This is a genomic window from Eubacterium sp. 14-2 (genome assembly GCF_000403845.2).
Lineage (GTDB): Bacteria > Bacillota > Clostridia > Lachnospirales > Lachnospiraceae > Petralouisia.
The window spans coordinates 1,110,428-1,136,656 of sequence record NZ_KE159567.1 but is presented as its reverse complement, the minus strand read 5'-3'; the positions used below and the strand labels follow the sequence as shown (position 1 = coordinate 1,136,656).

Genomic DNA, 26,229 nt, shown 5'->3' with positions numbered 1-26,229 from the left:
AAGCACCACCAAAAGCCTGACCTTTCGTGATGCTTTCCAACTGCCTGTTACTTTCCTGCTCTGCTATGCCCCTGCTGGTGTTTCATTCATCAGCGGCATTTCTGCCGGATTGATTACTTTCCGTTTCTCCGGCATTTCATCTGAAAAGAAAATGTCGTCTGTTTTCCAGATAATCTCTACCCTGTCCGCTCCATAGACGTATACCCTTTCAATGACCTTTGACAATATTTCCTTGTCAAAAGACTGTAACGCCACTATGTCCGCAAGATTGTTCTCTGTCTCGTTCACGCCTTCCATTTTCTTATCCGCTTCTTTTATCTGCTGTTCCAAGCCGGGGATCAGTGTTTCAATCTCTGCAAGCCGTACCCGTATCTGTTCAAGGTCATGCAAATATTTCTCCCTGCTGCTGTTCCCGCTGCGGTAATCATCATAGATGGTAAACTTCCTTGCGGAAAGTCTTGCCTTCTCGTTTTGGAGCGTCTCTGCTTCGTCCGCTAACCTCTGGCTTTCCGACCACTGCTTTTTCCTGCGTTCCATGTCTGCCGACAGGAGATTTGCCATTTCCTTCGTACAGGTAAGAATGAGATTTTCCAAAAGCTCACGGTTGATTTTGCTTTCCGCACATTCCTTTATTCCGGTCTTGCTTGCCTGCGAGCAGCGGTAATTCAGGTGTCTGCCGCCCCCGAAACTCATGTATCTGTCACAGTATGGACAGAACAGCAAAGGGGAAGGTTTCCTGCTTTTTACGATTTTCTTTGGAATATGCGTAAATGCCTTTTCGTTTGCCCTGTCAAACAGTTCCTGTGACACGAGAGGTTCATGTGTCCCCTCCACAATCTGCCATTCCGAACGGTCATTTTTTATCTTCCGTCTGGCGCCGACGTGCGGGCGGCTGGTTTTATTCCATATGGTTTTTCCAAGATAAACCTCATTCTTGAGCATGTCCCCGATGCTTGTGGTGGTCCACAGCTTGATGCCTTTTTCGTGGTATGCCGTTTTGTTCACGCCGTTTTTCCTGATATGCTCTATGGGTGTCGTGACATGGTTCTCATTCAGGTAGCGGGTAATCTCTGATTTTGTCTTACCCTCCGCTGCCATTGTGAATATGAGCCTTACAATCTCCGCCGCCTCCGGATCAGGCACAAGCTGGTGTTTGTCCTCCGGGTTCTTGCAGTATCCGTATGCGGCAAAAGATGACACATATTCCCCTCTTGCCGCCCTCGTATCCATCGCCGTCCTCACTTTTACGGACAGGTCCCTGCTGTACATGGAATTGAGTATATTTTTCAGTGCAACGCTCATGCCGCCTGTCATTCCACGGCACTCCATGCTGTCAAAGCTGTCATTTACGGAGATAAAACGTATCTGCAATACGGGCAGTATCCTTTCAAGGAAATTCCCGACTTCCAGATGGTCACGCCCAAACCTTGAAAAATCCTTTACGATAATGATACTGAAACTGCCCTGCCTGGCATCTTCCATCATCATTTTAAACTGCGGTCTTTGGAAATTGGTGCCGCTCCATCCGTCGTCCACATATTCCATGACCGGACAGCCCTTGAATTCTTCCCTGCTTCTGATATAGGATTCAATCAGGTTACGCTGTGCGGTTATGCTGTTGCTCTCCGTCTTTGCACAGCCGTCCACGTTCCCGTCCTCGTCAGAGAGGCGGATATACATTGCGATTGCTTTTCTATTTCCCATTTCATGCCTCCCTTTCCTTTGCATAAGCAGCCAGCTTTTCCAGCATGTCATCATAATACAGGTGAACGGTAAGTCTGCGGTCTGCCCCGACTTCTATCTTCTCCACAAAGGCGTCCACCATCTTCTTTGTCAGTTTCCGCTTGTCACGGTAGGTGTCAATCACTTTCTCCCATTCCTTATCGGTCTGGAAGTTTATGGAATATCCCGCCCTGTATTCGGATAGTTCCACAATCCTCGCCTGCAGGCTCCTTTCCTTTACCCCGTCCTGTTCCTTAAAGGCTTCATACTGCTCCGCATCAATGATATGGCTCACATAGTCCTCATAGAGCCTTTCCTTATTCGCTGCAAGACTGTCCAGCTCCTTATGGCACTTGCGTATTTCCTTTCCGATGACATCATACCTTTCAATGCTTTCCTGCCTTGCGTTCAGCCTCCGTATCATTGCCACTTTGTCAAGGTACACATTCATGTGCGTATGGATCAGTTTCAGCACTTTTTCATAAACATCCGTATCATAAATCCTGTGTGAAAAGCACTTTTTCTTTAAAAAATGTGTGCCGCAGTTGAAAGCTGCCTTGTCTGTCCCGCTCCGCTGAAGGTACATGGTCTTTCCGCAGTCTGCACAGACTATCTTTTTCCCGAAGAAATTACGGTCTGACACACTGTATTTCCCCGGAGACTTTGCGGCTTTATGCGCTGCCTTCCGCCTTTCCATTTCCTGCTGTGCCTTCTCAAAAATTTCTTTTGACACTATCGGCTCATGCGTGTTCTCAACAATGATCCAGTTTTCCTCCGGCTCCCTCTGCTGGTGTTTTTCCCTGAAGGAATCGTTGGTGTGCTGCCCATGCACGCTGTCCCCCGCATAATAACGGTTGCTGAGAAATTTAGGGATGCTGTTTGTCTGCCACCTGATGTCAAATGTGTCCGGTATCTGTCCTGTACTCTTGAACCGTTTGTAAGCCCTCGGATTCAGCAGCCCTTCCCTGTTAAACGCTGCCGCTATCTCTGCATACGTCGCACCGTCAAGGAACATCTCAAACATACGCACCACATTAGGGGCTGTTTCTTCGTCATGGATGATCTGATACCTGTCAGCCGGGTTCCTTTTCAGACCGTAGGCAAGGTTGCCTGCCACGCATCTTCCCTTTGCCCAGTTGCTCCGGGCTGCCGCCTTGATTTTTTTCCCAAGATCCCTTGAATAATACTCATTAAAGATGTTTGACATGCAGACCGCAAGCCCGGCTTCCCCCTGTTCGGAGTCGTACCCGTCCGTAACTGCAATAAACCGCACCTCAAAAAACGGGAACACCCTTTCAATGTAGTTTCCTGCCTCAACGTAATTCCTGCCAAGCCTTGACAGGTCTTTTACTATGATACAGTTGATACGGCTGCTGCGGACGTCCTGCATCATCTCGTCAAATCCTGACCGCTCAAAGTCCGTTCCTGTTTTTGAAATGTCGAAGTATTCCTTTTCCACCACAATGTCCGTGGTCTGGTCAACAAACTTCTTTAAAAACTCCATCTGTGTCTCAATCGTATTGCGCTCCCTGTTTGCGCCACTCTCAAACGAAAGACGTGCATACAGCCCTGCCCTGTAAACCGGACGCTTTGCCTCTGCTTCATGCTCCGCTTTCACACTGGCAGCATCGGCGGCTGTCGTCCCTGCATTTACAAAATCCGTTTTCCTTGATTTCCTTGCCATGCTATACGACCTCCTTCCTTCCTGCCGTCTCCACGGAAACAGCGCATCCCGTTGTTTCTATCTGTTTCATCATGGACTGGTAACAGTCATCAAACTGGAACACTACCTCGATATGCTTCTTGTCAAAAACCTTTACCCTGTCAACCAGCTCCACAACCGCCGTCCTTGTCAGTCGGTCTATGTTCTGGTGTTCCGTGAAATAATCAAGCCACTGGTACTTTTCCGTCTTTGATTCCAGAATGTCCCTGATCTCACGCTGGATTGCCCGCACTGCCTCTTCCGCTTTTCTCCGTTTTGCATTGTATCCCTCATACAGTTCCGCATAGTCCTCTTTTGATACAACCCCTTCCTTCAAATCTTCATAAAGGAGGTTCCTCATTTCCTTGCAGCGCTGTATTTCCTGCTCCTTTGCCTCCCTGCGGTTTTCAAGTTCCTGAATGTCAAGCTCCTGAAAAGGCACCGTATCGACATATGCAAGGATACGCTTCATGTCAAGAATGTTCTGGATATGCGCCTGCAATACCCCAAGCACAAGGGACTCCAGTTTTTCCCTCGGAATACGGTGTGTGCTGCACTCCTTTGTTGCATTGTTCCGTGAACAGATATAATAGGAGTATACCTTTCCGCCTGCCGGGACATCCCTCTTGATCATGGGCGCACCGCAGTCCCCGCACACTGCAATCCCTGACAGCACATATACCTCTGTCTCATAAGGGGACGTGCGTGTATCCATGCCAAGCAGTTTCTGTACAAGTGCAAAGTCCCTTTCCCCGATAATGGGTGTATGGTTTTTCTCAATGCGCACCCATTCTTCTTCCGGCTTATCCACCAGCTTTTTTACCTTGTGGTTCGGCGTGGTGTGCTTTCCCTGCACCAGCGTCCCTTTGTAGACCTCATTTTCAAGGATTCTTCGGACGGACATGGCGCTCCATTCCGCCTGTTCATGTGTCTTGAAATTGTCCTGTATGCGGATTCCAAGACTGTGCTTATATTCCATAGGGGATAATACGTCATGGTCATTTAGGTAATCTGCAATGGCAGTCTGGCTCATGCCGCCGAGCTTCATGCGGAAGATTTCTTTTACAATCCCTGCCGCATAGGTATCCGGCACAAGCCTGTTCTTATCCTGTTCATCCTTTAAATAACCATACGGGGTAAATGCCCCTATGTAATCGCCATTTTTTCTTTTGACTTCCAGATGGCTCCTGATCTTTATGGAAATGTCACGGCAGTACGCATCATTCATCAGGTTCTTGAACGGAACCACGATGTCGTCACGTCCGTCCTCAAGGCTGTCTATATGGTCATTCACTGCAATAAAGCGCACTCCAAGAGCCGGGAACAGCCTTTCGATATACTTGCCCGAATCAATATACTCACGTCCAAAACGGGATAAGTCCTTTACTACCACACAGTCAACAATGCCCCTTTTTATATCTTCCATCATCAACTTAAACTGGGGACGCTCAAAATTGGAACCGGAATACCCGTCGTCCACCCGCTCCGACACGATTTCAATATCTTCCTTGTCTCTTAAAAAATCTCTGATAAGGGATTTCTGATTGGATATGCTGTTGCTTTCCTTTTTGCCTGCATCCGCAACATCGCCATCCTCTTTTGACAGCCTCACATAAATAGCTGCATGAAATATTTTTCTGATTTTCTGGATATTACCCATAACCTGTTCCTCCTTAAATGATTTTTAAGTCGGAACAAATCCCAGTAATATAGATATGTCCAAGCCGGGCTGCAAGGAGCCTTTCTCACAGTTTCCTTGCAGCCTGCCCTTTCTCTGGATTACATCATAACACACTTTCATAGGATTTTCCACGACTTTTTTTATTTTTTCTACGCCATCAGTAAGAGGTTTTCAAACGCATCCTCAAATGACACGCCGTTATTGGCAAACCGTATCTTTACCATTGTGTCCCCCACCTTAACCAGATAAGGATTTTTTACCTGATTGAGATACTGGCGCTTTTTTTCCTCCACGCTTTTCTTCCTGTCTATGCGGATTTTCCCTATATCAGCCAGTTCCTCCAGTTTTGCGTCTGAAAAATCCATCTCAAGAAACTTTCTATGATCTTCTGCTGTCATTCAACAAACCTCCATGAAAAAAATTGCCACCTGCTGTTATGCGGACGGCTATGTAAAAACCGGACGCATCCGGTCATGGAAGGTTCCCTATTCCCTGCTTGCTTCAAGCCTTTTTTGGAAATTCCTGTATATCTCTTTGTCTACCCACGCCACATACTCCTTAATGTCAATCAGTCCTTTCAGGTCATAGATCTGTGAACGCATGAACTGTTCTATCCGTTCAGTGGCATTTTCCCCCTGCCCTGTCAGCTTTGCAGACAGCTTTTCCCTGATTTCCTCCTGTACAGCCTGCGGCATTGCGGGTATGTAGTAAGGCGGAATGTACGGCACATTCCTCTGCGTTACTGCATCCTCATACTGGTAACTCTTTTCAAATTCAAGTAAAAATTTCCGTATCTGGACTCTGGCTTTTCCCCTGTTTTCCTCACTGACAAGCTCTGTCAGCCCGTCAAAGAACTGAACCAGTTCCAATTTTGTAAAGCCCATCTTTACATGCTCCTTTCGTCCTGCAATCCTCCATCCAGCAATTTATCTGAATGACATACGCTGCCCCAAAACGGACAAATATGTAAACAGCCGGACATCTGCCCGGCTTTGTAATGATTTACCCTGTTTCTTAAATTTACCATCTTCTGTCATCGTTATCGTTCCAGCGCATACGTCCGTATGTCTTTCTCTTTGCGGAAACAGCCAGTCCTGAAACGGCAAGTACCGATAAAGCCAAAAACACGCCTGCTGCTGCAAAATGTCTTACCTTAATCATATTTACCACCTTTTCCCTATTTGTTGTATCTGTCAAACACGCCTACCTGCACCTGTACGCCCTCCGTGATCCTGCCGAGCGTTTCTTCATCGACCTTTCCCATGTATTCTATGATACGGTCAAAGTTCAGCGCTGTTACCTGTTCGCATAATGCGATGCTGTGCTGATCCAGCCCCTCCGTCTTATACAACGATATGAATACATGCGTGGGCAGATTCCGTTTTTTATATATCTTTGTAGACAGCGGAACTACCGTTAAGACTGTGCTGTGCCTGTTTGCCATATTGTTACTGACCACCACCACAGGGCGCATACCGCCCTGCGTACTTCCCTGATACTGTATGCCCAAATCGACATACAGAATGTCGCCTCTCCTTATCTTCATCAACAGCACTTACTCCCTCCCCATATCGGTCTTTCCCTGTCGGCAGGACACTTTGTTGTATCGTACATATGGTACTGCATGGTAGAAAGCTCAAAAAATCCGACACCAATGTTTGCAGCATCATACATAAATTCTTCCAGATCGGACTCGTCCGCTGTTATATCATCCATGTTTTCCACGACAACCGTATCATACTGCCCGGTAATCAGATGGTTAATCAGCATATTTACCGCATCACGGTCAATATCCCTGTTCGGTCCCTTATTGACGATGGTTTCATTCATCAGTGCTATCCCTGCCAAGCTGCACTTCTGACGGTTCTGCTGAATGATCTGGCGGATATTGCTTTCTGACTTGTTGGAGTTCATAAACATGACTGCCGGATGCACAAGCAAGCCGACCTCAAAACTTTTCACATTACTGCACATGATAATCACCTGTTCTTTCTTCTATTCTCATTGACTGAAACAAAAGAGAAGTTTTTTGCCGGCATTATCCTCTCATACAGGAAAGCCTTGTCTGCTGTTATCTGATAACTGCAAGGCTCGCCTGTATCAGAGGATAACGTGGCGTTTCCGCCACATTACCCCTCTGTTCAATCTGAAAATATCAGACTGGCTCTCGCTTGTCCCCGAACCGGGTAACATACACTGGGACGGCGATCCCACACTGCGCCTCTGTCTTGCCCAACCAGACAGAGTCCGCAGGCAGCCACTCCCGAAAAATGCTTTCGCTGAAATTCCGGTGCCGTTCTATCTCATTACCTCTGGTTGCCATACCAGTAGGCACAACCCTCTGCTCCATACCTTCACGGGCAACAATGTTATCCATTGCAGGCACATCTTCGCACGAAATGGGATTCTGCCACCCCTTTATCCCCATGCAAGCATAGACGGATAAAAAGGCGAAAATAAAATCAGGTGTATGCGTGTCCTATAAAATTGTTTTGGCTTTTTCAAGCCTGCAACTATCATAACTGAAAGGGAGTTGTTTTCAGAGTGCCAGATTGCACTATTTATAGCTGATATATACCACCTTGAAAATTGAAAAAATCAGTCCTCCATAAATAAGAACTGAATCTTTTTTAATCATTATTCACTATTTCCAAGAGAAAGCTACAATGACGAATATCATATAAGATTGATTTTAAACATCTACTTCGATAATTTGTTTATAACATTACATACATAGCATAATTTAAAAATACCAGCTAACTTATAAGCTCCAAAGTTAGCTGGTATTTACTATTCTTTTTTGTTCACCATTTGAGTGATTGCATCAATAGCTATAATTATCGCTGAAATAATAAAAATAATACCACCAATTTCCCCAATGATTAATGGAATACCGTAATCGGCATTAAATACTACTATTCCAAAAGATATTACCATGATTAATGCGCTAAAAACCACTGTAAATTTTGATATTATTTTTATCTTCTCCATAAAGCCACCTCATATTTTATAAAGGAATGTTTTCTACTTTAGTTGTGTGCGAATGGTTTTCTGAATATGTTACAGGCTTTGTACCTGTAGCATTCGTTGTAATTGAAAAATCCAAAGTAATGTCTACAGTCAGCGAAGTAGGTTTTGTAGATGGTGACAAAGTATAGGTTGCCTTTTTCCAAGTAATGCTACATGTATTTGCCCATGTCCATAATGAAAGTCCTTTCTTATAATGACAAGTAACATCTACACTCTTAAAGTACCAACCAATTCCATTTGACAGAGGGGAAACAGTATAATCAACATCATAATACCATGTTACACCAGGAGTTCCTGTATCAAATGTGGCTGATGTAAAAGAACCTGAAACATCGCTGCTAAAAGTAGAAATATCCGCATCTGCTATGATGTCTTCAATATTCAAAACAGATGATTGTTGAACAAATTCCTTGTTACCTAATTGAAGAAAATCAATAATTTCATCCACTTCATTAGCATTTGGAATTTCACTCAAATCATACTCTTTGTAACTTTCTTCACTCTCAAATTCTCCCGAATATTCAGATGCTTTATAATCTTCCACCTCACATTCAGCCGGTGCCGCCATTACATTCAGCGAAGATGCGAGCATACAAATGCTTAACATAGAAGCATAAATTAATTTTGAAAACTTTTTTTTCATATTTTATTCTCCTCGTTTTAATATGGTATTGAAACAGGCACTACCTGATGAAAGTATGAATCAGCACTTTCTTTTGCTGTCTTAATTGTTTTAGCATTGCCAACAATACCTGCAATTCCATCAGCACCAACAATACCTGCTAAAACAGTTGCTATAGCTGTTGCCAAAGCACCAACCGGAGTGACTGCAATAACCCCCAAAACCAGCGCAAGCACTGTAGTTCCCCATGCAGAAGATATAGAGTCTTCACCACTTTTTATAGTATCCACAGCATTTCGAAAACCAATCAAAGCCGATGAGTTATTAGTTTCATATGTGTATTTGATGTTGTCCGGTATTTGAATCTGCCAGAATGTATATGGCTTATTGTTGTATCTCTTAATAGACGTAGAATAAGCATATTCATTATCCTTTGTTGCATTAGATGCGTAAGTTGCAGTTTTCGGCAATTGTATTACTATAGGCTGTGCATCTGCATTCTCGTAGATTGTCAGTATGTATGTTGAATTATCAAATGACGCTCTAACTCCAGTTTCTACTTCTGTAACAACACTTACATTATCCCTAACATATAATGTATATTCTTTGCCCTCCATTGCAAATGTTGTTGTTGTTCCTGCTTCCTGAGCAAATGCACTTATTGATAATGATAAGCATAAAACTATTGATAAGATTACTGAAAATAATTTTTTACCCATATAAAAACCTCCTTATAAACGAAATGTCATACGCTTCAATCCTATGGTTTTTAAATTTGAATGCAGATAAATTATTCCTTATCAAATGAAAAATCTTATACCTCACAAACTATTTATCAACACATTCAGCACCATATATTAACCTCCCTAGGGCAAATATATCAAACAATCAATTCACTTACAATAGAGGTTGCAGAAAGTGGCACTTTATTGCAGAAAACGGACACAAACGATTTTACCACATTGAATAATCAAACTGTTTTTTAAAAATACGCCTTTTTATCCCACTTCTTCTTTTTTCCTACGTTCATTGATAATACTGTAATAAATTCCTCCGGGCTTGGCAACTTCCCTACTCCAAACAGATTATCCCACATATTTCTTGTCCCCTTGTTCAAAAAACCTATCATAATAGCTTTCTCCATTTCCTGCCTTATTTCACTTTCACTTTTTCCTTCTCTTTTGGCAATTTTTTTAATTGCATCTTTAGCAGTTCTCTCACTCATTTTCTTTCTCCTTTCAGGTACTATAACTTCTTATCTATAATTTCTTATAACTGATATATCAATTTTAACTAATGTATACTTAACTAGTCAAACAGTTTGTGTCTACTTATTATGACACTTTTCGACAGGAGGTACAATATTGAGTCAAAACGGAAGTATCAAAATTCACTTAGGCGAACTACTTAAAGAATCTGGTTTAAGCAAAAACAAATTCTGTCAAAAAGCAGAAATTCAACGTTCTCAGCTAAATGGATATATCAATAATACCATTACACGATTAGATACGGAAGTACTAGTACGAATATGCAGGACATTAAATTGTTCCATTGCTGATCTACTGGAATATAATCCCCCTGATGAAAAATAGAAAACACAGTCTGAAATCTAATATTATTTCAGACTGTATTTCTAATATCAATACAAAAATATATAACAGCTTGTCCACAACCATTTCTTATAACGTTAAAATAATCTCAATCAATATATCCCTGCGCCTGCATACTATATAATTTTGAATACTCTCCTCCTTTAAGCATTAGTTCAGAATGAGAACCGCTTTCTTCTATGGCACCTGCTTTTAATACATATATTCTATTTACCAATTTGACTGTAGAAAATCTATGTGCGATTAAAATGCAAGTTTTTCCACCAATAAGCTCCCTTATCTTAGAACTAATATCAGACTCTGCAACTGGATCTAACGAGGCTGTAGGTTCATCTAAAATCAGGATTTGCGCTTTTTTAAAAAATGCCCTGCTTATTGCCAGTTTTTGCCACTGTCCTAATGACAACTCTGTTGCATTCGTCCATTCCATTTGCAACTTTGTATCAATCCCTGCTGGCAAACTATTTATATAATCATATATTCCACTTTTCTCTGCTGCATCAATAATTTCTTCTTCAATATCCATTCGTTCGACATCTCCAAGCCCTATATTCTGTTTAAAAGACAAAGGATACTTGATAAAATCCTGAAAGACTGCTGCAATATATTTATAATAACTCTCTATGTTCATATCTGCTATATCCTTATTATCAATATAAATATGTCCTTTATTTGGTAAATATAAACGTAATAACAATTTTAGAATGGTTGTTTTCCCAGAACCATTCAATCCGACAATTGCATATGTATTTCCACTTTCTATTTCCAGATTAACACCTTTCAAAATATAATCACTAGCTCCTGGATACTTAAACCATACATTAGAAAATATAATTCTTTCAAACTTTCCATTAAAGAAAAGTTCTCTTTTGGAACTTTTTTCTTCTTCCAGACTAATCAGTTCAAAAAAATTATTAACATATAATCCATCTTCATATATAGTCGTTATAACAGATAATATATTGGCTATTGCACTTTTAAAATTATCAATTGCACTAATGTATAATGTCAGATCACCAATGGAGATTTTCAATATAATAACTTTTATACATACCATTGCTTTGATAATGTAAACAACTATATTTTCTGCAAATTTGGCACCCATAGAGTTAAAGGAAAATTTTTTTCGTATTTTTTTATCTTCATGTATATATCTTTTGTACAATTTATCTATGTACTCAATAAAAAAATCTGTAACACCATAAATTTTTATTTCTTTAACATTTTCATGCTTTGTCAATAGTGCCTTTATATATTCGATAAATCTAATATTTTCAAATCTTTCATTGTATATTGCAAATTGCTTAATTGCAATTTTCATACTAATTAATAGCATTGGTATACTTGTAACTAAGCATATAATCATAGTTGGAGGATTGAATCTAACCAAAATAATGGCTGTAGATATAAAAACGCTAATTCCTTTGATTAGTAATCCTGTAGAATAAAGCAAATTCATTGTCCTTCCAACAGATTCTTCACTTGCCTTTTTTATTTTGTCATGCATTGATGCCTCTGCATAATGAGTCATGCTTATTTCTTTTGTTTTTTCAAGGATTGCTTTCGTTATATACTTATTTGTACAACTTGCTAAAATATTCTTAAAATATTGATTTGCCTCATCCATTATATTCTGAAAAAATTCTAAAAACATAAATCCAATTAACCAATACAATGCTAATTTTGTTGAACCTGTTTCAAATGCTTTCTGAATAGTATTAATGATGTTTTTCCAAATTATCATATTCAGTGACAAAGTTAATCCAGAAAAAATATTAACTATTAACATACCTATAAAATAAAATCTCGAACTTTTCCACAAAAGTTTGAAAACATTAATAAAGACATCTACCATATTTTTAATATTTTTTATCATATAAATCTCCATTCCGCTACTTAACCTTTAATACTTGCATTATTGTTCAATAATTTTATATAAGAAAAAACTCTCATCATTATTTATCAATTTGCTAACCATATCTGCTATTTTACTTATTTCTAAATCTTCAAATCCTTGTTGCATGATATTGATCAATTCTCTACTTCCAATTATTTCACCATCAAAAATCAAACTATTAATGCATTGTCTCATTTCATGAACCGTATTAATACCATATCCGCCACTTAACATGTTAAAATATGACATTTTATATTCCGATATGAAACTTATAATATAATTCTCATCTACTATGAAAACTATATTTTCCAAAAATTTTTTTACTTCTGAAAAATTTCTTAATAACATTTTTTTTGCATCTATGTATATAAATTCTTCTAAATTTGAAAGAACTATTTTTCCCACCTCAATATTTTCTTCTCCATAAACATCATAAATCACTTTTTTTATTAACGACAGAAAGATGCCATCATACAATAATTCTCTTTTGTCTTTATTGCTGCATCTTTTTAGGTAATATATTTTAACTATTTTTTTGTTTCCTAACTTTTTCCATTCAAAATCTCGAATACAATATTTCTGCCTACAAATTAACTCTCTTGGTCTGCTTTGTTTGCAATTTTGAGGAACATATTCTTCAACAAATTCTCTATTTCCCATGAAAATTATATCTATATTACCGGAAATATAATATTTTTTATAAAACTTTACAAGTTCACTATATTGACATTCCTTAATTACATTAATATCTCCAATAGCAAGATGCTTTGAATATTCTGTTCCTTCTAATAAATACCTGTATTCATTATTACTTTCATCCATTATTATTTTATAGTATTCTTCAATGACATCTGGTTTAATTTTTTTCATAATTTCATCTGTAATGTATATACCAGAAATAATTTCATTTACTCGCTCCATACACTCCGGAAGGTATGATTTATCTGTGCAAAATAAATAATATGTATAAAAATAATCCGTATAGCCCAAACATTTTATTTTTCCATTATAAAAATACTTATCAAAACTAATATTCATGTGTTCCAATAAGTGACTGAATCCTCTTTGATCTTCTTTTTCCCTCATAGAGCCACACTTAATAACTAATGCTATGCTGACTTGATTCTTAAGCATTTCCAGATTATAGATATAAAATCTGCTATCATTCTTTATTATAAATTCTTCTATTTCTTTCATTGGATTCACCATTAATAAATACCGATTGTTCTATTTTTATATATAAAGGAAATGCCATCCTACTGAAATCAGCAAGATGGCACCCCTCATGTGCGGTTACTTCTTTTTAGCAAGCTCCTCATTGGCGTTGTGGTTAACAGTACCGCCAGCACAGTACGGATTACAGATAGAAGGTCCCTGATCATGCGAATTGGCGATCTCAACTGTACCTGAGCATACACAACCTCCACGAGCCACATTCCCATCGTAGTTCGCACCTGTTTCCGCCTGTCTTCCCATAGGATTAACTAATTTCATATTCTCACCTCCTTCAGCACACATTTACTAAGTAAATGCTTGTTATTTATTTAAACACAGATGTGTTTAAACCTTTAAATAATCGGAATATCTTTTATTTTCTCAATTACTTCCGGCTTTTCCTCCAAAAGTTGATAATATGCCATTAATTCTCCCTTTGCATGTTCTCTATGATAATCGCAAGCATTATTTTTTACAGAGATATCTAATCCATTTTCGCAATAGCATGTAGCATAACATATACCGCAAAGATTTACCGCCCAACAGTTACTGCATTTATCAATAGACTGTTCATCATACTCCTGCAAATAAAACTTTTTTACTCTATCAATATCTATCCCTGTAAATACATTTCCAATGCTTGGCGAATTTCCAACTTTTTCACAGACAAGGAAATTTCCATCTACCTGAACATATATTCTTCGATTTCCGGGAATGCAACATCCATTTCTCCATAACCTTGTCTGCGGAATATCCGTCAGCGTCCTATTATGTATTTTTACTAAATTAGATGTGTGAAGCCCTTCTGCATATCCTTTTTGATCGCTGCCACTTAATACATTGTCCAATGCCCATGATTTTATTGAATCCAGTTCCCTTGTCTGATATCTATCAGTTATGTCTTTTTTATCTAAAAAGTCAACGGCAATATCCTCATCCCGTAATGTTCCGCCTTCAACATAATCACATTTTTTATCCAGTTCTTTTGGCAACCAATCTAAATCGTCAAAAAACTTTTGGATCATGTCCAATTTTTCTTTAGAATAAGGCGGGCAAACAACCGTGTTTATAATAATCCTTTCTTTTGCAGCTTCACCCATTTCTTCCACTAAATACCGCAAGCCTCTGATTGCTTGTTCAAATGAACCTGTCCCATCTACTTTGACTCTGTATGAATCATGAATAACCTTTGGACCATCCAAGCTGCATAAAACACTACACCCATCAACAGAAGCTATATATTTAGCAATTTCTCTTGTCATTAATGTGAGGTTTGTAGAAAATGAAAATGATAATTCTCTATCGCCCATAATGGAACGGCTATATTCTATACACTTTTTCATTAATTCAAACTTCACTAATGGTTCACCGCCATAAAAAGTAACAGCTACTTTCTCTCCACTATGGGAACAAGTATAATCTATTGCCCTTTTCGCCGTATCCCATTCCATATCCCTAGTTTCAAAATTTCTGTACGCCGGGTTGTATTCATGATAAACACAATATTTACATCTCAAATTGCACTTTTCGGTTAATTCTAAAATCACCTGCTGCAAATTCTGCCCCACAAGGTTTTTAAGTCTTTCATCTGATACTTGCACAAATTCCTTATATTTTGGAGCCTGCAAAATATGCTCTTTTTCAGAAAGTTCCAATATGCCCTCATATACCTCAAAGACACTCTTTCCTAAATCATCCAGATCCGTCTCAGATGCGAGCTTATTATATTTGAAAAGATAAGACAGAACTTTATATTCATCTTCATCACATTCAAACACTTTTCCTGTGCCTGTATCAAAGAAATATTTTCGACTTTCTGTTTCAAATGTAGTACCCAACCGACCGTAATTTTCATCTGGAACTAATTTATGAAATTTACTGATAATGTCATTATTTCTATCCATTTACTTTACCTCATCCCTTTCTGAACTTGATGAGATTATTATATACAAGATTTGACAACATTTTCGATGCTCGTAATTATTCCGAAGGTATATGTCATTTTTCCCTTTACTTATTAATCCAAATTCCACATCGAATTATAACAATGACTTCAACCCCTTATAAATATTTCCATCTACTGCGTTGTCGTCAATCGCCGTAGCCACCGCATCGCCTCATTCTGCCGCCTTGCAGAGTAAAAATCCATTCTGCGTCATTTGGCCGAAAGTAAATGTGTCAGTATACTAGTTATAATTTTTTGTGGAATTTAGGTTATTAAAGGATTCATACAATAATATTCCTACTATATTTAATTACTTAAAACAAATAAAAACAGCTTGAACCCATCCAAATCTAGCTGGTTCATACTGTTTTTGTTTAATTCTTATTCCTTGAATGTACCTTTCTTTAATATCAAAATATAGTCTGCCTGCTTAAAGACGTGTTGTCAACATTGCACCGCAATTCACAGTAATGTAATTGGAAAGCCCGCTATGTGGATAAGTGCAGGAGAAATGGCAGACCGCCGCATATGAGGCGTTTTTCCCATAGCGGCGGTTGGTCTTTGAAGGCTTTTTCCCTTATTGCTTCTTATTCTATTCAACTCAAGGCTTATTTCTCTTTATCATATACCCAAATACTTTTAATCTGATTTTCAATCTCGCTGAAAGTCCATCTCCTGCCACTCCTTGCCGCACAGTTAGGATCATTTACCATAAATCCCTCGTTATCATATCCATATATGACAATATAGTGACCAGATGTTGTGAAATCCCCTTTTCCCATAGCACATATAATGATTCCGCCATTATCAAGCACTGCTCTCATATTATTTACAGTGGAGCTTACGGATGAGACTTTAATGCCATACAGCTTTGGCACATCCTCCATCAAACCCCATGATGTGCCGGTTCCTTCCACATAATATCCATTTTCCATACTGTATGCAGCGATTTTGTCGGGAGTATGCGTTTCATCCCCGGTCAGATAGAATAATACCATAGACAGACACGTTGGTCCGCAACCTGCCAGTCCGATACAGCTATCCCCATAGGATTCATACCCCCAGCGCCTGTCCCATTGGAGAAACAGTGGAAATTCCTGCTCTTTTTCAGATGCAGTAATTCCCCCTGTCATTCCATTCCGATCAGGATACCCGGAGACAAAATCTGCCATTTCCGGATTATTTGCCAATGCCGCAAGCAGCTCCTTCGGATACTGGGAATGATTTTGATAAATCCCTTCTATCAAGGAACTTACCTGCCCCAACTCACCTAGCCGCTGCAGGACTTCCGCTTCCGTGCGTTCTGTAGGCTTGCCAACTTCCCATGCGTCAAGACTGTCAACATAATCTACATCATTCAATTTATCTGGTGGCTGCGCATCTGCGTTGGTCTGTACCATCCCATATTGCTGTATCTCCAGCCGCTCCAATTCCATCTGCATTTCTTCCAGACGGGCATAGATATTTCTAATACAAAACACAATTACAACCAAAACCGCCACTCTGACTAATAGTGATATCCACCTTATCTGCTGTTTTTTTCTTCTGCTCTCCATCTGCTGCCTGTTCATCCTGTCATTTCTGCCACCTGATACCATCCATGTTCCTCACAATCGTATCTATTTTTCTCCGCTATCTGTGTTGTCTGCGATTTTCCCTTTCTTTAACCGCAGGACAACATCCGCCTGCTCTGCCAGTTCCCTGCTGTGGGTAACTACAACCACACATTTCTTCTGTTCATGAGCCAACTTCTGAAAAATAGCTATAATCTCGTTTGCAGTATCCTCGTCCAGATTTCCCGTTGGTTCATCAGCTAACAGAATGGGCGCTTTGCTCGCCAATGCCCTTGCAATGGCTACCCTCTGCTGCTGCCCACCGGATAACTGCATCACATTTCTTTTCCTCTGTGCTTCATCAATGCCCATCTGTGCCAGCAATTCTTCCGCATCAGCTTTCCCTCCAAGCCTTACATTTTCAACGGGTGTCAAATAGTCAATCAGATTATAGTTTTGAAAAACCAGAGAAATATTATCCCTTCTATGTGCGTTTAATCCTTTATGCAAAATATCCTCTCCCGCAACAAAGATAGTTCCATCAATCGGTACATCCAATCCCGCCAGTAAAGATAACAGTGTCGTTTTTCCCGAACCACTGGAACCTAAAATAGCATACATGACTCCTTTCTTAAATTCATAGGAAATATGATCCAGAATCGTCTTATCCATCTGTGATTTATAATAATATGAAACATTCTTTAACTCTAACATACAGCCTCCTTTAGCTCATCTTACTTAAAATTTCTTTTGGTTTCTGTGCCACCACAAACATGCAGGACGATAAAACCGCAACCAAAATTACTCCCAGTATGGAACTTGCAGATAGCAGTATTATTTTTCCTGTCACTTCGGTTTCAACTCCCACAACCTCTGTTTCATACTCTATCGCTCCTGCACTTCCCGTCATGCCTTCTTCTGCTTTCTTCTGTTCTTCCTGCTGCTGCACCTGATAACCTACCAAATAATCTGCAATACTTTTTGACAGGGCAGGCGCACATATAGTTGCCAACATAAAAGAAATGCACCCTATCAAGATTCCTTCCACTATCATCTGAGCTATAATTGCACCCTTACTTTTTCCGATTGCCAAAAATACGCCAATTTCATGTACCCTGCCTTTCAGCCAAAAAAGAAATACAAGAAAAATAATGACTGCGCCTGAAACAGCGACTAAAATAAGTATCATGGTACTCATTTCATCCAGATCACCAAAATTTTCCGCCATCGTATCGCTCATCCCGGTATTATCAATAAAATCATAGCGTTTCCAGTCAATGTCAGCCTTTTTGATCTGCTCCTTTACCGTTTCATACTCATCCACATTTTCTACCCAGAATGTCGCATACTGATATAATGGATCTCCCTCACATCCATCCGGTTTCTCAGGAAAACGCAGATCTGTCATGATGATATTCTCGCTTCTATAACTGTCCCCATACATGATTGGAGTCATTTTATGAACCGTATCATAAATTCCGACTATCTGGGCGCTATAAACTTTAGATGTCTCACGCTCCTTACAGTTATTAAATTCCAGTTTATCCCCAACCGTCAACCCGTTTAATTCCGCCAGCTCCCTTGATATGACGCATACATCTTTATCGTTCGATGTAATCATACGTCCCTCGTTTACTTCTATGTTCCCGTTCTGCACGTCAAAATCCAGCCGCATTTCCATATTCCCCCGCAGTGACACGCCCAACAGGTCTGAATTCTGGTCTACATCCGGATCTTCAATCCGCATAAAATTCACAGGATTGACAACGATGTTTGCTGTGGTAATATTATATTCCGCAATCCCTTCCTGCCCTGCAAGCGTTTCAATATCCTCCATCTGAAGGGTTTCAAAAGAGTTGTCATGCCATATCATCCAGTCCCCAGATTCAAGCTGCTCTATGTGCGATCCATCCACGCTTCCATTCTGCCCTCCCAATTTTTCTATTGCCGCAGCCGTCCTGTCACGCCTGTTTGCTTCATTTTCTTCCATCCGAAAAGATGCTCCAAGCGCCTGTTTCCCTTCTGTCTGCGTCTGTACATTTGCTGATTTGCACGCCCATCCGGCATAAATCAGACAGGATGTTACAAACACAATACTGAAAAGCAGGATTGTCTTTGCCCGCTTTCTGACCAGACAGCGTATGCTTAACCCTAAGATGCCCATATTATCCCTCCATTTCTGATAAAATTTCCTTAACAGGTTTTTTTACACATGGGAAAATAGCAATTCCCGTCAGTATCACGACGCCGACCAACCCGATACATAAGACCAGCAGCATCCAGCCTAATGATAATTCCGGTGTCATACTGTTCCCCTGCATGATAGCCAGACCGTTACTGATTTGTGGCAATAAGAGTTTTGTTACAATTATTGCGCTGGCAAATGCAACAAAATAAATAAACATTCCTTCCAGTATCATCTGCAATAAAATATTCATTTTTGATATGCCAAGACTGATAAAAACGGCAATCTCCGTTTTTCGGTTCCGCATCCACATTGCAAGCAAAAGACCAGTTACGATACTGCCTGCAGCTACAGTTAAAATAAAGATTAAAAACGTGATTCTCCCTGTCTGTCCAATCATCATCTTCAGCTTTTGGTAGGTGTTGTCCGTCATCCCAATAGCCACCCCGTCCCAATACATTTTTTCCAACATTTCCTTGGTATCTGTTAGCCGCACCGGATCATTCACATATACTGCCGCCTTTACAAAACTGTTTACATCGGACAGACTGTTTACAAAATCTGCCGTTCCATAAATCTGGTTTTCAATACGGTTCACTACCTGCACATTTTCTGTCTGGCTGCGTTCTGTTCCGGACAGGAACAATCCGGCAACAACCGATTCCCGTTTCTTTCCATCCACCGCTTCAAATACGATTTTATCACCCGTCTGAATTCCGTTATGCTCTGCCAAAAACTGGTTGATTACAATATCTTCGCTTTCCTGCGGATAGCGCCCATCCGTAAGCCGATATACTTTATCCGCAAACGGACTGTCATTTTCCAGTTTGTCGTACCCATGAACAGTAAACACAGTTTCAGAACCTTCACTGCCCGAAAACGGGATACAGGTTGTGGAAATAACCTGTATCTCCGATATGCGGTTGATCCAGTTTACATCGGGGATATTTTCTATTGTCTGCATATCCTTTTCCCCAAAAGGGCAGTTTACATCCATGCTTTCCAATGTGATTTTACTTTCTGCATTTTTTCGGAGTTCTCTTTCCAGTTCCAGAGTCAATTTCCGTATTCCCAATGCACCTAAAACCATGCAGTTAATAACAAGAAACAGTAACAGCAATAAGACAGATTTCATCTTTTTTCTCCGAATATAGCAGAGCGCTCTTGTCAAACAATCCATCTTAACCTCCTACTGCCATCTTGTGATTACAACCTTATCAGCAATCCAATTTTTATCATCCTGACAAGTGCCGAATATATTGACATCTGTTTCTTTCTTGACACTATTTTTGTCAGTGTCCTCTCTCGAAATTTCTGTCTGCGATCCCATACTGAAATATATAACCTGAAAAACAACATCCTCCGCATAAGTTATATGAATGTTAGTTTCTTCCGATTCATATCCCGGAGCTGCAATACCTCCCTCCATTGAACCATCCTCATTTATGATCAGCGTCCGAGGCGTTATGGTGCATCCCGTATCTGAAAAGTCAACAACCCTCCCACTTAAATTAGCCCCATCATAGAATACTCCTTCCTCTTTGCTATCATCTGACATTTCACTGCTGCTTTCTGTACTGTTATTACCAGTATCTTCATAATTGCCCGCTATACCATTGCTGTTGTTTTCTTCACTATCATCTTTTGCTCCACTCGTTTCAACGTTGTCATTACTGCCACCATCTTTAATCGTATGTACATCTGGTGTATTTGATTGATCGTTTTCCTTTCCCGAACATCCCACCATACTTATGCACAATACCATGCATAAACATAAAACTCCTGCTGTTTTTAACATCTTTTTTTTCATCTTCTATACCTCTTTTCTTTTATTTGGCTTTTTTTCGCCTGTTTAAAGAATAGCATCCAACTATCCTAAAAATCTTCTATTTCACCATCGAATATTAAGACTTTTTTAGAAGATTTTTAGGATTTTTTTTGCTATACTTAGTACATATATCAAATAGATTGGAGATCAATATGAAAATTTTATTATTAGAAGATGACAAATACCTTTGCGATAATATGAAACAACAGCTTACAAAAGAAGGATACATTGTTGATGCCTGCAATGACGGAGAAGAAGGTCTCTTACTTGCATTAGATAGAAACAACGGTTATGATCTAGCTGTTATTGACCGTATGCTCCCGGTTATAGACGGTCTGGCTATTATAAAAGCAATGCGAAATAAAAAAATGCAAATTCCCATCATCATAATAACCGGGATGTCAGAATTGCAGGATAAAATTGAAGGCTTAGACAACGGTGCCGATGATTATCTTACAAAGCCTTTCCATATCAGTGAATTATCTGCACGAATCAGAGCATTAACCCGCAGACCAGCTATTCTTGCCGAACAAAGCTGCATTTCTTACCATGATCTTTCCCTTGACATTTCAAAAAGGCAGCTTGTATGTAAAAACAATCATTTGGTACTGACACCGACAGAATTTCATTTAATGGATATCTTTCTTGAAAAACCAGAGATTTTGCTTACAAGAGAACAGCTTGTACAAAAAGTTTGGGAGACAGATGCATCCGTGGAATCCAAAAATTTAGATAATTATATCTATTTTTTACGCAAAAGAATCCGCACCGTCGAGAGTGAATGTGTCTTGTCCTCTGTTTATGGTTCTGGATTTATATTGGAGGTAAAACATGATACAAAGGCTTAAACGGAATCTTTATTTTTTACTTATCGGTTCACTCATGTTCATCTTTTCTATCGTATTTTGTCTGATGATTCATGAGAACATAAAGGCTAAGAGGAAATCAGAGTTGGCTTATTTTAATAGAATGGCAACTACCCTTGTACTTCAATTAGAACATGAATCTGATTATCAAACATGTTTAAACCTTTATGAAGAACAAAGGGATATGTATTTTCAGATTTTATCGAATACAGGACATTCTCTCTACCAAAGTGAATATTTAAAAAACAATACTGATATTATTGATACTTTTCTGACCACATTACTTGACACAGAAGGAGATTTTACCTTTAGTTCTTCTAGTTTGAGGGACTATTATTATAGCAGGCAAAGCGGTGTTTATACAATCAAAGCGATAAATGGAAAAAATTATTATTGTGTAAACTGCCTGATTATTACAGACCGTGACAACATATATACTGTTGCAGCAATTAAAGAGTGTTCCAACTTTGTTACTATAATAAAACCAGAACTTGGATATTATTTTTGTATATGGTGTGGCGTCTTTGCTTGCGTTTTTTGCCTTTCCAAAATACTTATTGAAAAAGCTGTAAAACCCACCGAACAAGCCATGCAAAGTCAGAAAGACTTTATTGCTGCTGTTTCGCATGAATGTAAAGCTCCATTGGCAGCAATTCTTTCCTCTGCTGAAATGATTGAATCTGTACCGAATATTCCAGATACCATTAAAAATCATATACAAATGATTGATTCAGAGGTATCACGAATGTCCCGGCTTATTGGGGATCTGCTCCTGCTCTCATCTATTGATGCCGGAAACTGGTCTTTTCACATGGAAGAAATCAATATTGATACATTATTGATAAACCTATATACAAAATTTGAACAGATTTGTAGAAAAAAGAATATACTGTTACAACTTAATATACCGGATGAGTGCTTTCCACCACTTTATTCTGATGCAGACCGATTAAACCAGATTATCAGTATCTTTCTTGATAACGCTGTTTCATATTCTCCGTCTGAATCCGAAATTTCATTAAACGCATCAGTAGAAAGAAATGAATTGGTAATTACAATTATTGATCATGGGATTGGCATCAGCAACAAGGATAAGCCTTTTATATTTAACCGTTTCTATCAATGTGACAAGTCCCGTACCCAAAGAGAACATTTTGGACTCGGACTTAGTATTGCAAATGAATTAGTCAATAAACTAGAGGGGAAAATTCAGCTATTTGATACTGCTGGAGGGGGCTGTACGTTTAAAATTTCTCTACCACTTACAAAATAACTCTTGTTGACGAAAATTAGAGCGGCTGCTACATCTATACATTCATTGTAATTTCTATTACTCCATATGTAACATTGCCTGAATATAACAGCACTCATATTAACTTTACCAGACACACATATAGGGAAACTGTCTTTTCAAACAGTTTCCCTTATTATGTATAGATGATATACTTTATCGTGGCACATAGAATGTAACATCATCGGTTTTACTGTTATATACATAATATACAGCATCCTTTGGTACATTTGAATGATGCGAATACTTAATTGTCGATCCATCAATCAGCGTTACAATGGCAACATGGCTCTTCGTGTTATAATACATAATACTCCCCTCTGTTGCTGCACTACTAGAGGGAACCGATCTAAAATATCCTTTTCCCGTAAGATATGGAACAACACCGCCATTGTTGTAATATCCTGTACGAATCCAATTTGTGGAACCCTGATACCAATTCCCAGCTCTATCCTGTGGAATCCCGCCTGCATTGATACATTTGGATACAAAATTTGCACAATCACTTCCATTGTTATTTGCTGCGCTGTATTCTGGTATATCTTTAGCATGAGCCACTGCATAAGCCACTGCTCTCGATGCATCATATAAACTGTTGCTCGATTCGGCTGCCGCACTGATCAACACCTCATTAATATAATTTCTACCATCCTCATTATCTCCAATTTCAGTGTACTGTTCATCCTCCAAAACTTCAGACAAAATAACTTCTTCATCTGTTATATCCATTCTGTGATACATATCAAATCTGAAATCACTTTCTGAATCCAATACCATCATGGTCGGAACATATACACGATATAAGAAGCCTGTTAATACTGGCAGATTATAATAGGGCATAATCTTTTGTAGATACGCATCATACTCCTGCTGAGCAATTTCCTTTTCTTCTGCGCCTGCAATCTCATCTAACGCTGCTTTCATTCCCATCATATATGGGCTGTCCTCTGGATTCCGGATCAATGTCATGTCCACCAAGACATCTACATCCACATATAATGCATCACCCTTTTCTGTTTGGTTATGAACTGTTATGTCATAATTATCAAATGCATACACTCCTTCATAATTTTCCTCAATGTTTTCTACAACCGCTTTGCAGATAGCATCAACCTGTTCCTCACCAAGAAAACTGGTTTCATTTGTTACAGCAACCTCCTGTGCAGCATTGACTGGCATACCCGGCATCATCAAGGATAATATAACCGCACCTACTACAGCAAACGACATTACTTTTCTTTTTACTTTTGCTAATTGCATTTCTTTTCCTCCTTTTTTTGATATATTAGCAACTTTGGAGTGTTGACCACTCCTCCAATAAAAATATAATATTTATTCATACTTTTTAAACTAAATGTTGAAAAAACGACTCTGTATGTCATTTTTCCTATCTATTTTCCAATTTCTTTAAACTCGTTTACATTTATGAAGCATACAGTGATGACAAAACTTTTTCAAAAAAATACTGCCATATATGTAATCTTTATCACATATATGGCAGTATTTTCTTTCTTATGCAACTTTCTTATTTGGAAAACTTTTTCATTCCTGTCGGCTGCTTGGGCTGATGCAGACAGTACATACATCTGCTGTCGGCTGCTGCTTTCACAGAATTACGTGCTACTTTCTCCAAAATTGTAGCTGTAATATTTTTCTTTCCATTGCCTGACATATAATACACCTCCAATTTCATTTTTTCAATAAAAGTATACCTTATTCTACAGCTTATTCCGTTTAAATGTTGAAATTCCGATACAGCTTGTAATTTTTCCCTTAGAAAGTGTCCATACCGATATTATATCTATATTTTTACTCATATATGCGTATTTGTCTATTCACTCATGTTGTTGGAATATTTCTACTTCATGTGTAAAAATAATAATAGAAAGGAAGTTGTACATATGGTAAACAATCGTATTCGTGAACTACGCAAGAGCCAGAACATGTCACAAGAAGCCCTTGCGGAAGTAATTCACACTACTCAACAGGCAGTAAGCAGAATGGAAAATCACGCTTATGATATTCCTTCTGAATCGCTCATTAAAATGGCAGGCTTCTTTGAGGTTACTACCGACTACATACTTGGAATTTCTGATGTAAAACGTGATTACAACGGACAGTACCGCATGAATCAGGAAATGGATAGGTGCTACGATATTGTCCGCCGCTATCAGAAATTATCCGAAATTAACCAAAAGACACTCCGCTGCATACTTGAGCGCTTAGAGCAGGCGCAAAAGGAAAGCGAGGACGCATCTGCAAAGGAAGTGGATAAAAATGCTGAGGATAGCAATATGTGATGATGATTCAAAATTTACCGGGGAAATTGAAGCTCTGGTATTTCAGGAAAGCCAGAAGTTGGGTATCCGTGTAGAAACCGAAGTATTTTCTGACGGTAAAACCCTTTTAAAAAGCATTCAGGACGGCGAGCATTATCAACTTATATTCATTGACATCGAAATGAAGCAGGTAGACGGAATAACGGCTGCAAGGCACATCCGTGAGATAGACCGGACGGTACTGCTGATTTATGTATCAGGTTATGACAAATATTTAAAGGAACTGTTTGAAGTGGAACCGTTCCGCTTTCTATCAAAACCTTTAAATCCTGTCCAGTTCGCCCGCTATTTTAAGGAATCCTGTAAGCGCATCAATGAGACGGAAGTATTCTATCAATTTACATTCAACAAGGAAATACGGAAAGTGTCTGTAAGAGACATCGTTTATTTTGAAAGCAACAACAGAATCGTCTATATCCACCTGAAAGACGGCACTGATGAACACTTTTATGGAAAGCTCAATAATGTAGAAAAGGAACTGGCAGCAAGCAGGCAATATTTTCTGCGCATACACCAGTCCTTTTTGGTAAATTACGACTATGTTAAGAAGATGAACTTTTTCAATATTACTATCAGCTACATGGGGAAGGAAATGGAATTGAAAATCAGCGAGGATCGGCAAAAGGAAGTGCGCCAGCAGCTTTGTAAAATTGCAGGTGGAAAGGCGGTCATAGAAGAATGACTGAATATTTAACGATAATATCCGAACTGTTCCTGTCTCTGCTCCATCTCCTTATCATACG

28 protein-coding genes are annotated in these 26,229 nt (G+C 39.2%); 5 read left to right on the top strand and 23 right to left on the bottom strand.

The features are described from left to right. Positions 1 to 63 precede the first annotated feature (63 nt). The 12 genes from C805_RS12390 to C805_RS12340 form a co-directional block, all read right to left on the bottom strand. Positions 64 to 1,704, bottom strand: a complete 1,641-nt coding sequence (locus C805_RS12390; RefSeq protein ID WP_016214196.1) for a recombinase family protein — start codon at positions 1,702 to 1,704, stop codon at positions 64 to 66. 1 nt (position 1,705) lies between these two features. Beyond that, positions 1,706 to 3,406, bottom strand: coding sequence for a recombinase family protein (locus tag C805_RS12385; RefSeq protein WP_016214195.1), 1,701 nt, complete (start codon positions 3,404 to 3,406; stop codon positions 1,706 to 1,708). Between the two features lies 1 nt (position 3,407). Beyond that, positions 3,408 to 5,084, bottom strand: a complete 1,677-nt coding sequence (locus tag C805_RS12380) for a recombinase family protein (RefSeq protein ID WP_016214194.1) — start codon at positions 5,082 to 5,084, stop codon at positions 3,408 to 3,410. Positions 5,085 to 5,254: 170 nt separating this feature from the next. After that, a complete protein-coding gene (locus tag C805_RS12375) occupies positions 5,255 to 5,503 on the bottom strand; it encodes a DUF6870 family protein (RefSeq protein ID WP_004055598.1) in 249 nt (82 codons plus the stop codon). An 87-nt stretch (positions 5,504 to 5,590) separates the two neighbouring features. Continuing rightward, positions 5,591 to 5,989, bottom strand: coding sequence for a hypothetical protein (locus C805_RS12370; protein ID WP_016214193.1), 399 nt, complete (start codon positions 5,987 to 5,989; stop codon positions 5,591 to 5,593). A gap of 136 nt (positions 5,990 to 6,125) precedes the next feature. Further along, on the bottom strand, positions 6,126 to 6,266 hold the full coding sequence (locus C805_RS26670) for a hypothetical protein (RefSeq protein WP_016214192.1): 141 nt from the start codon (positions 6,264 to 6,266) through the stop codon (positions 6,126 to 6,128). Positions 6,267 to 6,282: 16 nt separating this feature from the next. After that, the gene (locus C805_RS12365; RefSeq protein WP_022751023.1) at positions 6,283 to 6,651 is read right to left on the bottom strand and encodes a type II toxin-antitoxin system PemK/MazF family toxin; all 369 of its coding nucleotides are present in this window, start codon (positions 6,649 to 6,651) and stop codon (positions 6,283 to 6,285) included. Further along, positions 6,651 to 7,079 carry a hypothetical protein gene (locus C805_RS12360; RefSeq protein WP_016214190.1) on the bottom strand — a complete coding sequence of 143 codons (429 nt, stop codon included), beginning with the start codon at positions 7,077 to 7,079 and terminating at the stop codon, positions 6,651 to 6,653. Before C805_RS12360 ends, C805_RS12365 begins: the two co-directional genes overlap by 1 nt. Positions 7,080 to 7,895: 816 nt before the next feature. Then, positions 7,896 to 8,096 (bottom strand): hypothetical protein, encoded by a 201-nt coding sequence (locus C805_RS12355; protein ID WP_016214189.1) that lies wholly within the window; start codon positions 8,094 to 8,096, stop codon positions 7,896 to 7,898. A gap of 16 nt (positions 8,097 to 8,112) precedes the next feature. Further along, positions 8,113 to 8,778, bottom strand: a complete 666-nt coding sequence (locus C805_RS12350) for a hypothetical protein (protein WP_016214188.1) — start codon at positions 8,776 to 8,778, stop codon at positions 8,113 to 8,115. 17 nt (positions 8,779 to 8,795) lie between these two features. Further along, a complete protein-coding gene (locus C805_RS12345; RefSeq protein ID WP_016214187.1) occupies positions 8,796 to 9,476 on the bottom strand; it encodes a geobacillin-26 family protein in 681 nt (226 codons plus the stop codon). Between the two features lie 263 nt (positions 9,477 to 9,739). After that, positions 9,740 to 9,982 carry a hypothetical protein gene (locus tag C805_RS12340; RefSeq protein ID WP_016214186.1) on the bottom strand — a complete coding sequence of 81 codons (243 nt, stop codon included), beginning with the start codon at positions 9,980 to 9,982 and terminating at the stop codon, positions 9,740 to 9,742. Between the two features lie 139 nt (positions 9,983 to 10,121). Between C805_RS12340 and C805_RS12335 the strand changes: the two genes are divergently transcribed. Next, positions 10,122 to 10,349: a helix-turn-helix domain-containing protein gene (locus tag C805_RS12335; RefSeq protein WP_016214185.1), complete on the top strand. Its 228-nt coding sequence runs from the start codon at positions 10,122 to 10,124 to the stop codon at positions 10,347 to 10,349. 106 nt (positions 10,350 to 10,455) lie between these two features. On the opposite strand, the gene C805_RS12330 is transcribed toward C805_RS12335, so the two are convergent. From C805_RS12330 to C805_RS12295, 9 genes are all read right to left on the bottom strand, one after another. Continuing rightward, positions 10,456 to 12,243 carry an ABC transporter ATP-binding protein gene (locus C805_RS12330; RefSeq protein ID WP_016214184.1) on the bottom strand — a complete coding sequence of 596 codons (1,788 nt, stop codon included), beginning with the start codon at positions 12,241 to 12,243 and terminating at the stop codon, positions 10,456 to 10,458. Positions 12,244 to 12,282: 39 nt separating this feature from the next. Continuing rightward, the gene (locus C805_RS12325; RefSeq protein ID WP_022751021.1) at positions 12,283 to 13,461 is read right to left on the bottom strand and encodes an insulinase family protein; all 1,179 of its coding nucleotides are present in this window, start codon (positions 13,459 to 13,461) and stop codon (positions 12,283 to 12,285) included. A 96-nt stretch (positions 13,462 to 13,557) separates the two neighbouring features. Beyond that, complete coding sequence (locus C805_RS12320) at positions 13,558 to 13,758, bottom strand: RumC family sactipeptide (RefSeq protein ID WP_016214182.1); 201 nt, start codon at positions 13,756 to 13,758, stop codon at positions 13,558 to 13,560. A 74-nt stretch (positions 13,759 to 13,832) separates the two neighbouring features. After that, the gene (locus C805_RS12315) at positions 13,833 to 15,383 is read right to left on the bottom strand and encodes a RumMC family radical SAM sactipeptide maturase (protein ID WP_016214181.1); all 1,551 of its coding nucleotides are present in this window, start codon (positions 15,381 to 15,383) and stop codon (positions 13,833 to 13,835) included. Between the two features lie 649 nt (positions 15,384 to 16,032). Continuing rightward, positions 16,033 to 17,022, bottom strand: a complete 990-nt coding sequence (locus tag C805_RS25145) for a C39 family peptidase (protein WP_016214180.1) — start codon at positions 17,020 to 17,022, stop codon at positions 16,033 to 16,035. Between the two features lie 21 nt (positions 17,023 to 17,043). Beyond that, complete coding sequence (locus C805_RS12310; RefSeq protein ID WP_016214179.1) at positions 17,044 to 17,691, bottom strand: ABC transporter ATP-binding protein; 648 nt, start codon at positions 17,689 to 17,691, stop codon at positions 17,044 to 17,046. A 10-nt stretch (positions 17,692 to 17,701) separates the two neighbouring features. Further along, positions 17,702 to 19,141, bottom strand: a complete 1,440-nt coding sequence (locus tag C805_RS12305; RefSeq protein ID WP_016214178.1) for an ABC transporter permease — start codon at positions 19,139 to 19,141, stop codon at positions 17,702 to 17,704. A 1-nt stretch (position 19,142) separates the two neighbouring features. Then, a complete protein-coding gene (locus tag C805_RS12300; RefSeq protein ID WP_016214177.1) occupies positions 19,143 to 20,342 on the bottom strand; it encodes an ABC transporter permease in 1,200 nt (399 codons plus the stop codon). A gap of 9 nt (positions 20,343 to 20,351) precedes the next feature. Then, complete coding sequence (locus C805_RS12295; RefSeq protein WP_016214176.1) at positions 20,352 to 20,972, bottom strand: hypothetical protein; 621 nt, start codon at positions 20,970 to 20,972, stop codon at positions 20,352 to 20,354. 170 nt (positions 20,973 to 21,142) lie between these two features. Between C805_RS12295 and C805_RS12290 the strand changes: the two genes are divergently transcribed. Beyond that, positions 21,143 to 21,838, top strand: a complete 696-nt coding sequence (locus C805_RS12290; protein WP_016214175.1) for a response regulator transcription factor — start codon at positions 21,143 to 21,145, stop codon at positions 21,836 to 21,838. Further along, a complete protein-coding gene (locus tag C805_RS12285; protein WP_016214174.1) occupies positions 21,822 to 23,129 on the top strand; it encodes a sensor histidine kinase in 1,308 nt (435 codons plus the stop codon). The genes C805_RS12290 and C805_RS12285 overlap by 17 nt, the downstream gene beginning before the upstream one ends. Positions 23,130 to 23,303: 174 nt before the next feature. Here the strand turns inward: C805_RS12285 and C805_RS12280 are convergent, their stop codons facing one another. Both C805_RS12280 and C805_RS12275 read right to left on the bottom strand, forming a co-directional pair. Continuing rightward, positions 23,304 to 24,407, bottom strand: coding sequence for an amidase domain-containing protein (locus C805_RS12280; RefSeq protein WP_016214173.1), 1,104 nt, complete (start codon positions 24,405 to 24,407; stop codon positions 23,304 to 23,306). A 265-nt stretch (positions 24,408 to 24,672) separates the two neighbouring features. Further along, a complete protein-coding gene (locus C805_RS12275) occupies positions 24,673 to 24,819 on the bottom strand; it encodes a cyclic lactone autoinducer peptide (RefSeq protein ID WP_016214172.1) in 147 nt (48 codons plus the stop codon). A 229-nt stretch (positions 24,820 to 25,048) separates the two neighbouring features. Between C805_RS12275 and C805_RS12270 the strand changes: the two genes are divergently transcribed. Both C805_RS12270 and C805_RS12265 read left to right on the top strand, forming a co-directional pair. After that, the gene (locus tag C805_RS12270) at positions 25,049 to 25,447 is read left to right on the top strand and encodes a helix-turn-helix domain-containing protein (protein WP_016214171.1); all 399 of its coding nucleotides are present in this window, start codon (positions 25,049 to 25,051) and stop codon (positions 25,445 to 25,447) included. Beyond that, entirely contained in the window at positions 25,425 to 26,168 is a 744-nt protein-coding gene (locus C805_RS12265; RefSeq protein WP_016214170.1) for a LytR/AlgR family response regulator transcription factor, read from the top strand. The genes C805_RS12270 and C805_RS12265 overlap by 23 nt, the downstream gene beginning before the upstream one ends. The last annotated feature ends 61 nt before the right edge of the window (positions 26,169 to 26,229 follow it).

What these genes read in the sequence shown, in the direction of transcription:
- C805_RS12270 (WP_016214171.1), top strand. Translation starts at nt 25,049, where the DNA reads ATGGTAAACAATCGTATTCGTGAACTACGCAAGAGCCAGAACATGTCA.
- C805_RS12385 (WP_016214195.1), bottom strand. Translation starts at nt 3,406, where the DNA reads ATGGCAAGGAAATCAAGGAAAACGGATTTTGTAAATGCAGGGACGACA.
- C805_RS12355 (WP_016214189.1), bottom strand. Translation starts at nt 8,096, where the DNA reads ATGGAGAAGATAAAAATAATATCAAAATTTACAGTGGTTTTTAGCGCA.
- C805_RS12325 (WP_022751021.1), bottom strand. Translation starts at nt 13,461, where the DNA reads ATGAAAGAAATAGAAGAATTTATAATAAAGAATGATAGCAGATTTTAT.
- C805_RS12330 (WP_016214184.1), bottom strand. Translation starts at nt 12,243, where the DNA reads ATGATAAAAAATATTAAAAATATGGTAGATGTCTTTATTAATGTTTTC.
- C805_RS12345 (WP_016214187.1), bottom strand. Translation starts at nt 9,476, where the DNA reads ATGGGTAAAAAATTATTTTCAGTAATCTTATCAATAGTTTTATGCTTA.
- C805_RS12360 (WP_016214190.1), bottom strand. Translation starts at nt 7,079, where the DNA reads ATGTGCAGTAATGTGAAAAGTTTTGAGGTCGGCTTGCTTGTGCATCCG.
- C805_RS12375 (WP_004055598.1), bottom strand. Translation starts at nt 5,503, where the DNA reads ATGACAGCAGAAGATCATAGAAAGTTTCTTGAGATGGATTTTTCAGAC.
- C805_RS12280 (WP_016214173.1), bottom strand. Translation starts at nt 24,407, where the DNA reads ATGCAATTAGCAAAAGTAAAAAGAAAAGTAATGTCGTTTGCTGTAGTA.
- C805_RS12290 (WP_016214175.1), top strand. Translation starts at nt 21,143, where the DNA reads ATGAAAATTTTATTATTAGAAGATGACAAATACCTTTGCGATAATATG.
- C805_RS12265 (WP_016214170.1), top strand. Translation starts at nt 25,425, where the DNA reads ATGCTGAGGATAGCAATATGTGATGATGATTCAAAATTTACCGGGGAA.
- C805_RS12305 (WP_016214178.1), bottom strand. Translation starts at nt 19,141, where the DNA reads ATGGGCATCTTAGGGTTAAGCATACGCTGTCTGGTCAGAAAGCGGGCA.
- C805_RS12350 (WP_016214188.1), bottom strand. Translation starts at nt 8,778, where the DNA reads ATGAAAAAAAAGTTTTCAAAATTAATTTATGCTTCTATGTTAAGCATT.
- C805_RS12310 (WP_016214179.1), bottom strand. Translation starts at nt 17,691, where the DNA reads ATGTTAGAGTTAAAGAATGTTTCATATTATTATAAATCACAGATGGAT.
- C805_RS12370 (WP_016214193.1), bottom strand. Translation starts at nt 5,989, where the DNA reads ATGGGCTTTACAAAATTGGAACTGGTTCAGTTCTTTGACGGGCTGACA.
- C805_RS12380 (WP_016214194.1), bottom strand. Translation starts at nt 5,084, where the DNA reads ATGGGTAATATCCAGAAAATCAGAAAAATATTTCATGCAGCTATTTAT.
- C805_RS12315 (WP_016214181.1), bottom strand. Translation starts at nt 15,383, where the DNA reads ATGGATAGAAATAATGACATTATCAGTAAATTTCATAAATTAGTTCCA.
- C805_RS12320 (WP_016214182.1), bottom strand. Translation starts at nt 13,758, where the DNA reads ATGAAATTAGTTAATCCTATGGGAAGACAGGCGGAAACAGGTGCGAAC.
- C805_RS12285 (WP_016214174.1), top strand. Translation starts at nt 21,822, where the DNA reads ATGATACAAAGGCTTAAACGGAATCTTTATTTTTTACTTATCGGTTCA.
- C805_RS12275 (WP_016214172.1), bottom strand. Translation starts at nt 24,819, where the DNA reads ATGTCAGGCAATGGAAAGAAAAATATTACAGCTACAATTTTGGAGAAA.
- C805_RS25145 (WP_016214180.1), bottom strand. Translation starts at nt 17,022, where the DNA reads ATGGTATCAGGTGGCAGAAATGACAGGATGAACAGGCAGCAGATGGAG.
- C805_RS12300 (WP_016214177.1), bottom strand. Translation starts at nt 20,342, where the DNA reads ATGGATTGTTTGACAAGAGCGCTCTGCTATATTCGGAGAAAAAAGATG.
- C805_RS12365 (WP_022751023.1), bottom strand. Translation starts at nt 6,651, where the DNA reads ATGAAGATAAGGAGAGGCGACATTCTGTATGTCGATTTGGGCATACAG.
- C805_RS12390 (WP_016214196.1), bottom strand. Translation starts at nt 1,704, where the DNA reads ATGGGAAATAGAAAAGCAATCGCAATGTATATCCGCCTCTCTGACGAG.
- C805_RS12340 (WP_016214186.1), bottom strand. Translation starts at nt 9,982, where the DNA reads ATGAGTGAGAGAACTGCTAAAGATGCAATTAAAAAAATTGCCAAAAGA.
- C805_RS26670 (WP_016214192.1), bottom strand. Translation starts at nt 6,266, where the DNA reads ATGATTAAGGTAAGACATTTTGCAGCAGCAGGCGTGTTTTTGGCTTTA.
- C805_RS12295 (WP_016214176.1), bottom strand. Translation starts at nt 20,972, where the DNA reads ATGAAAAAAAAGATGTTAAAAACAGCAGGAGTTTTATGTTTATGCATG.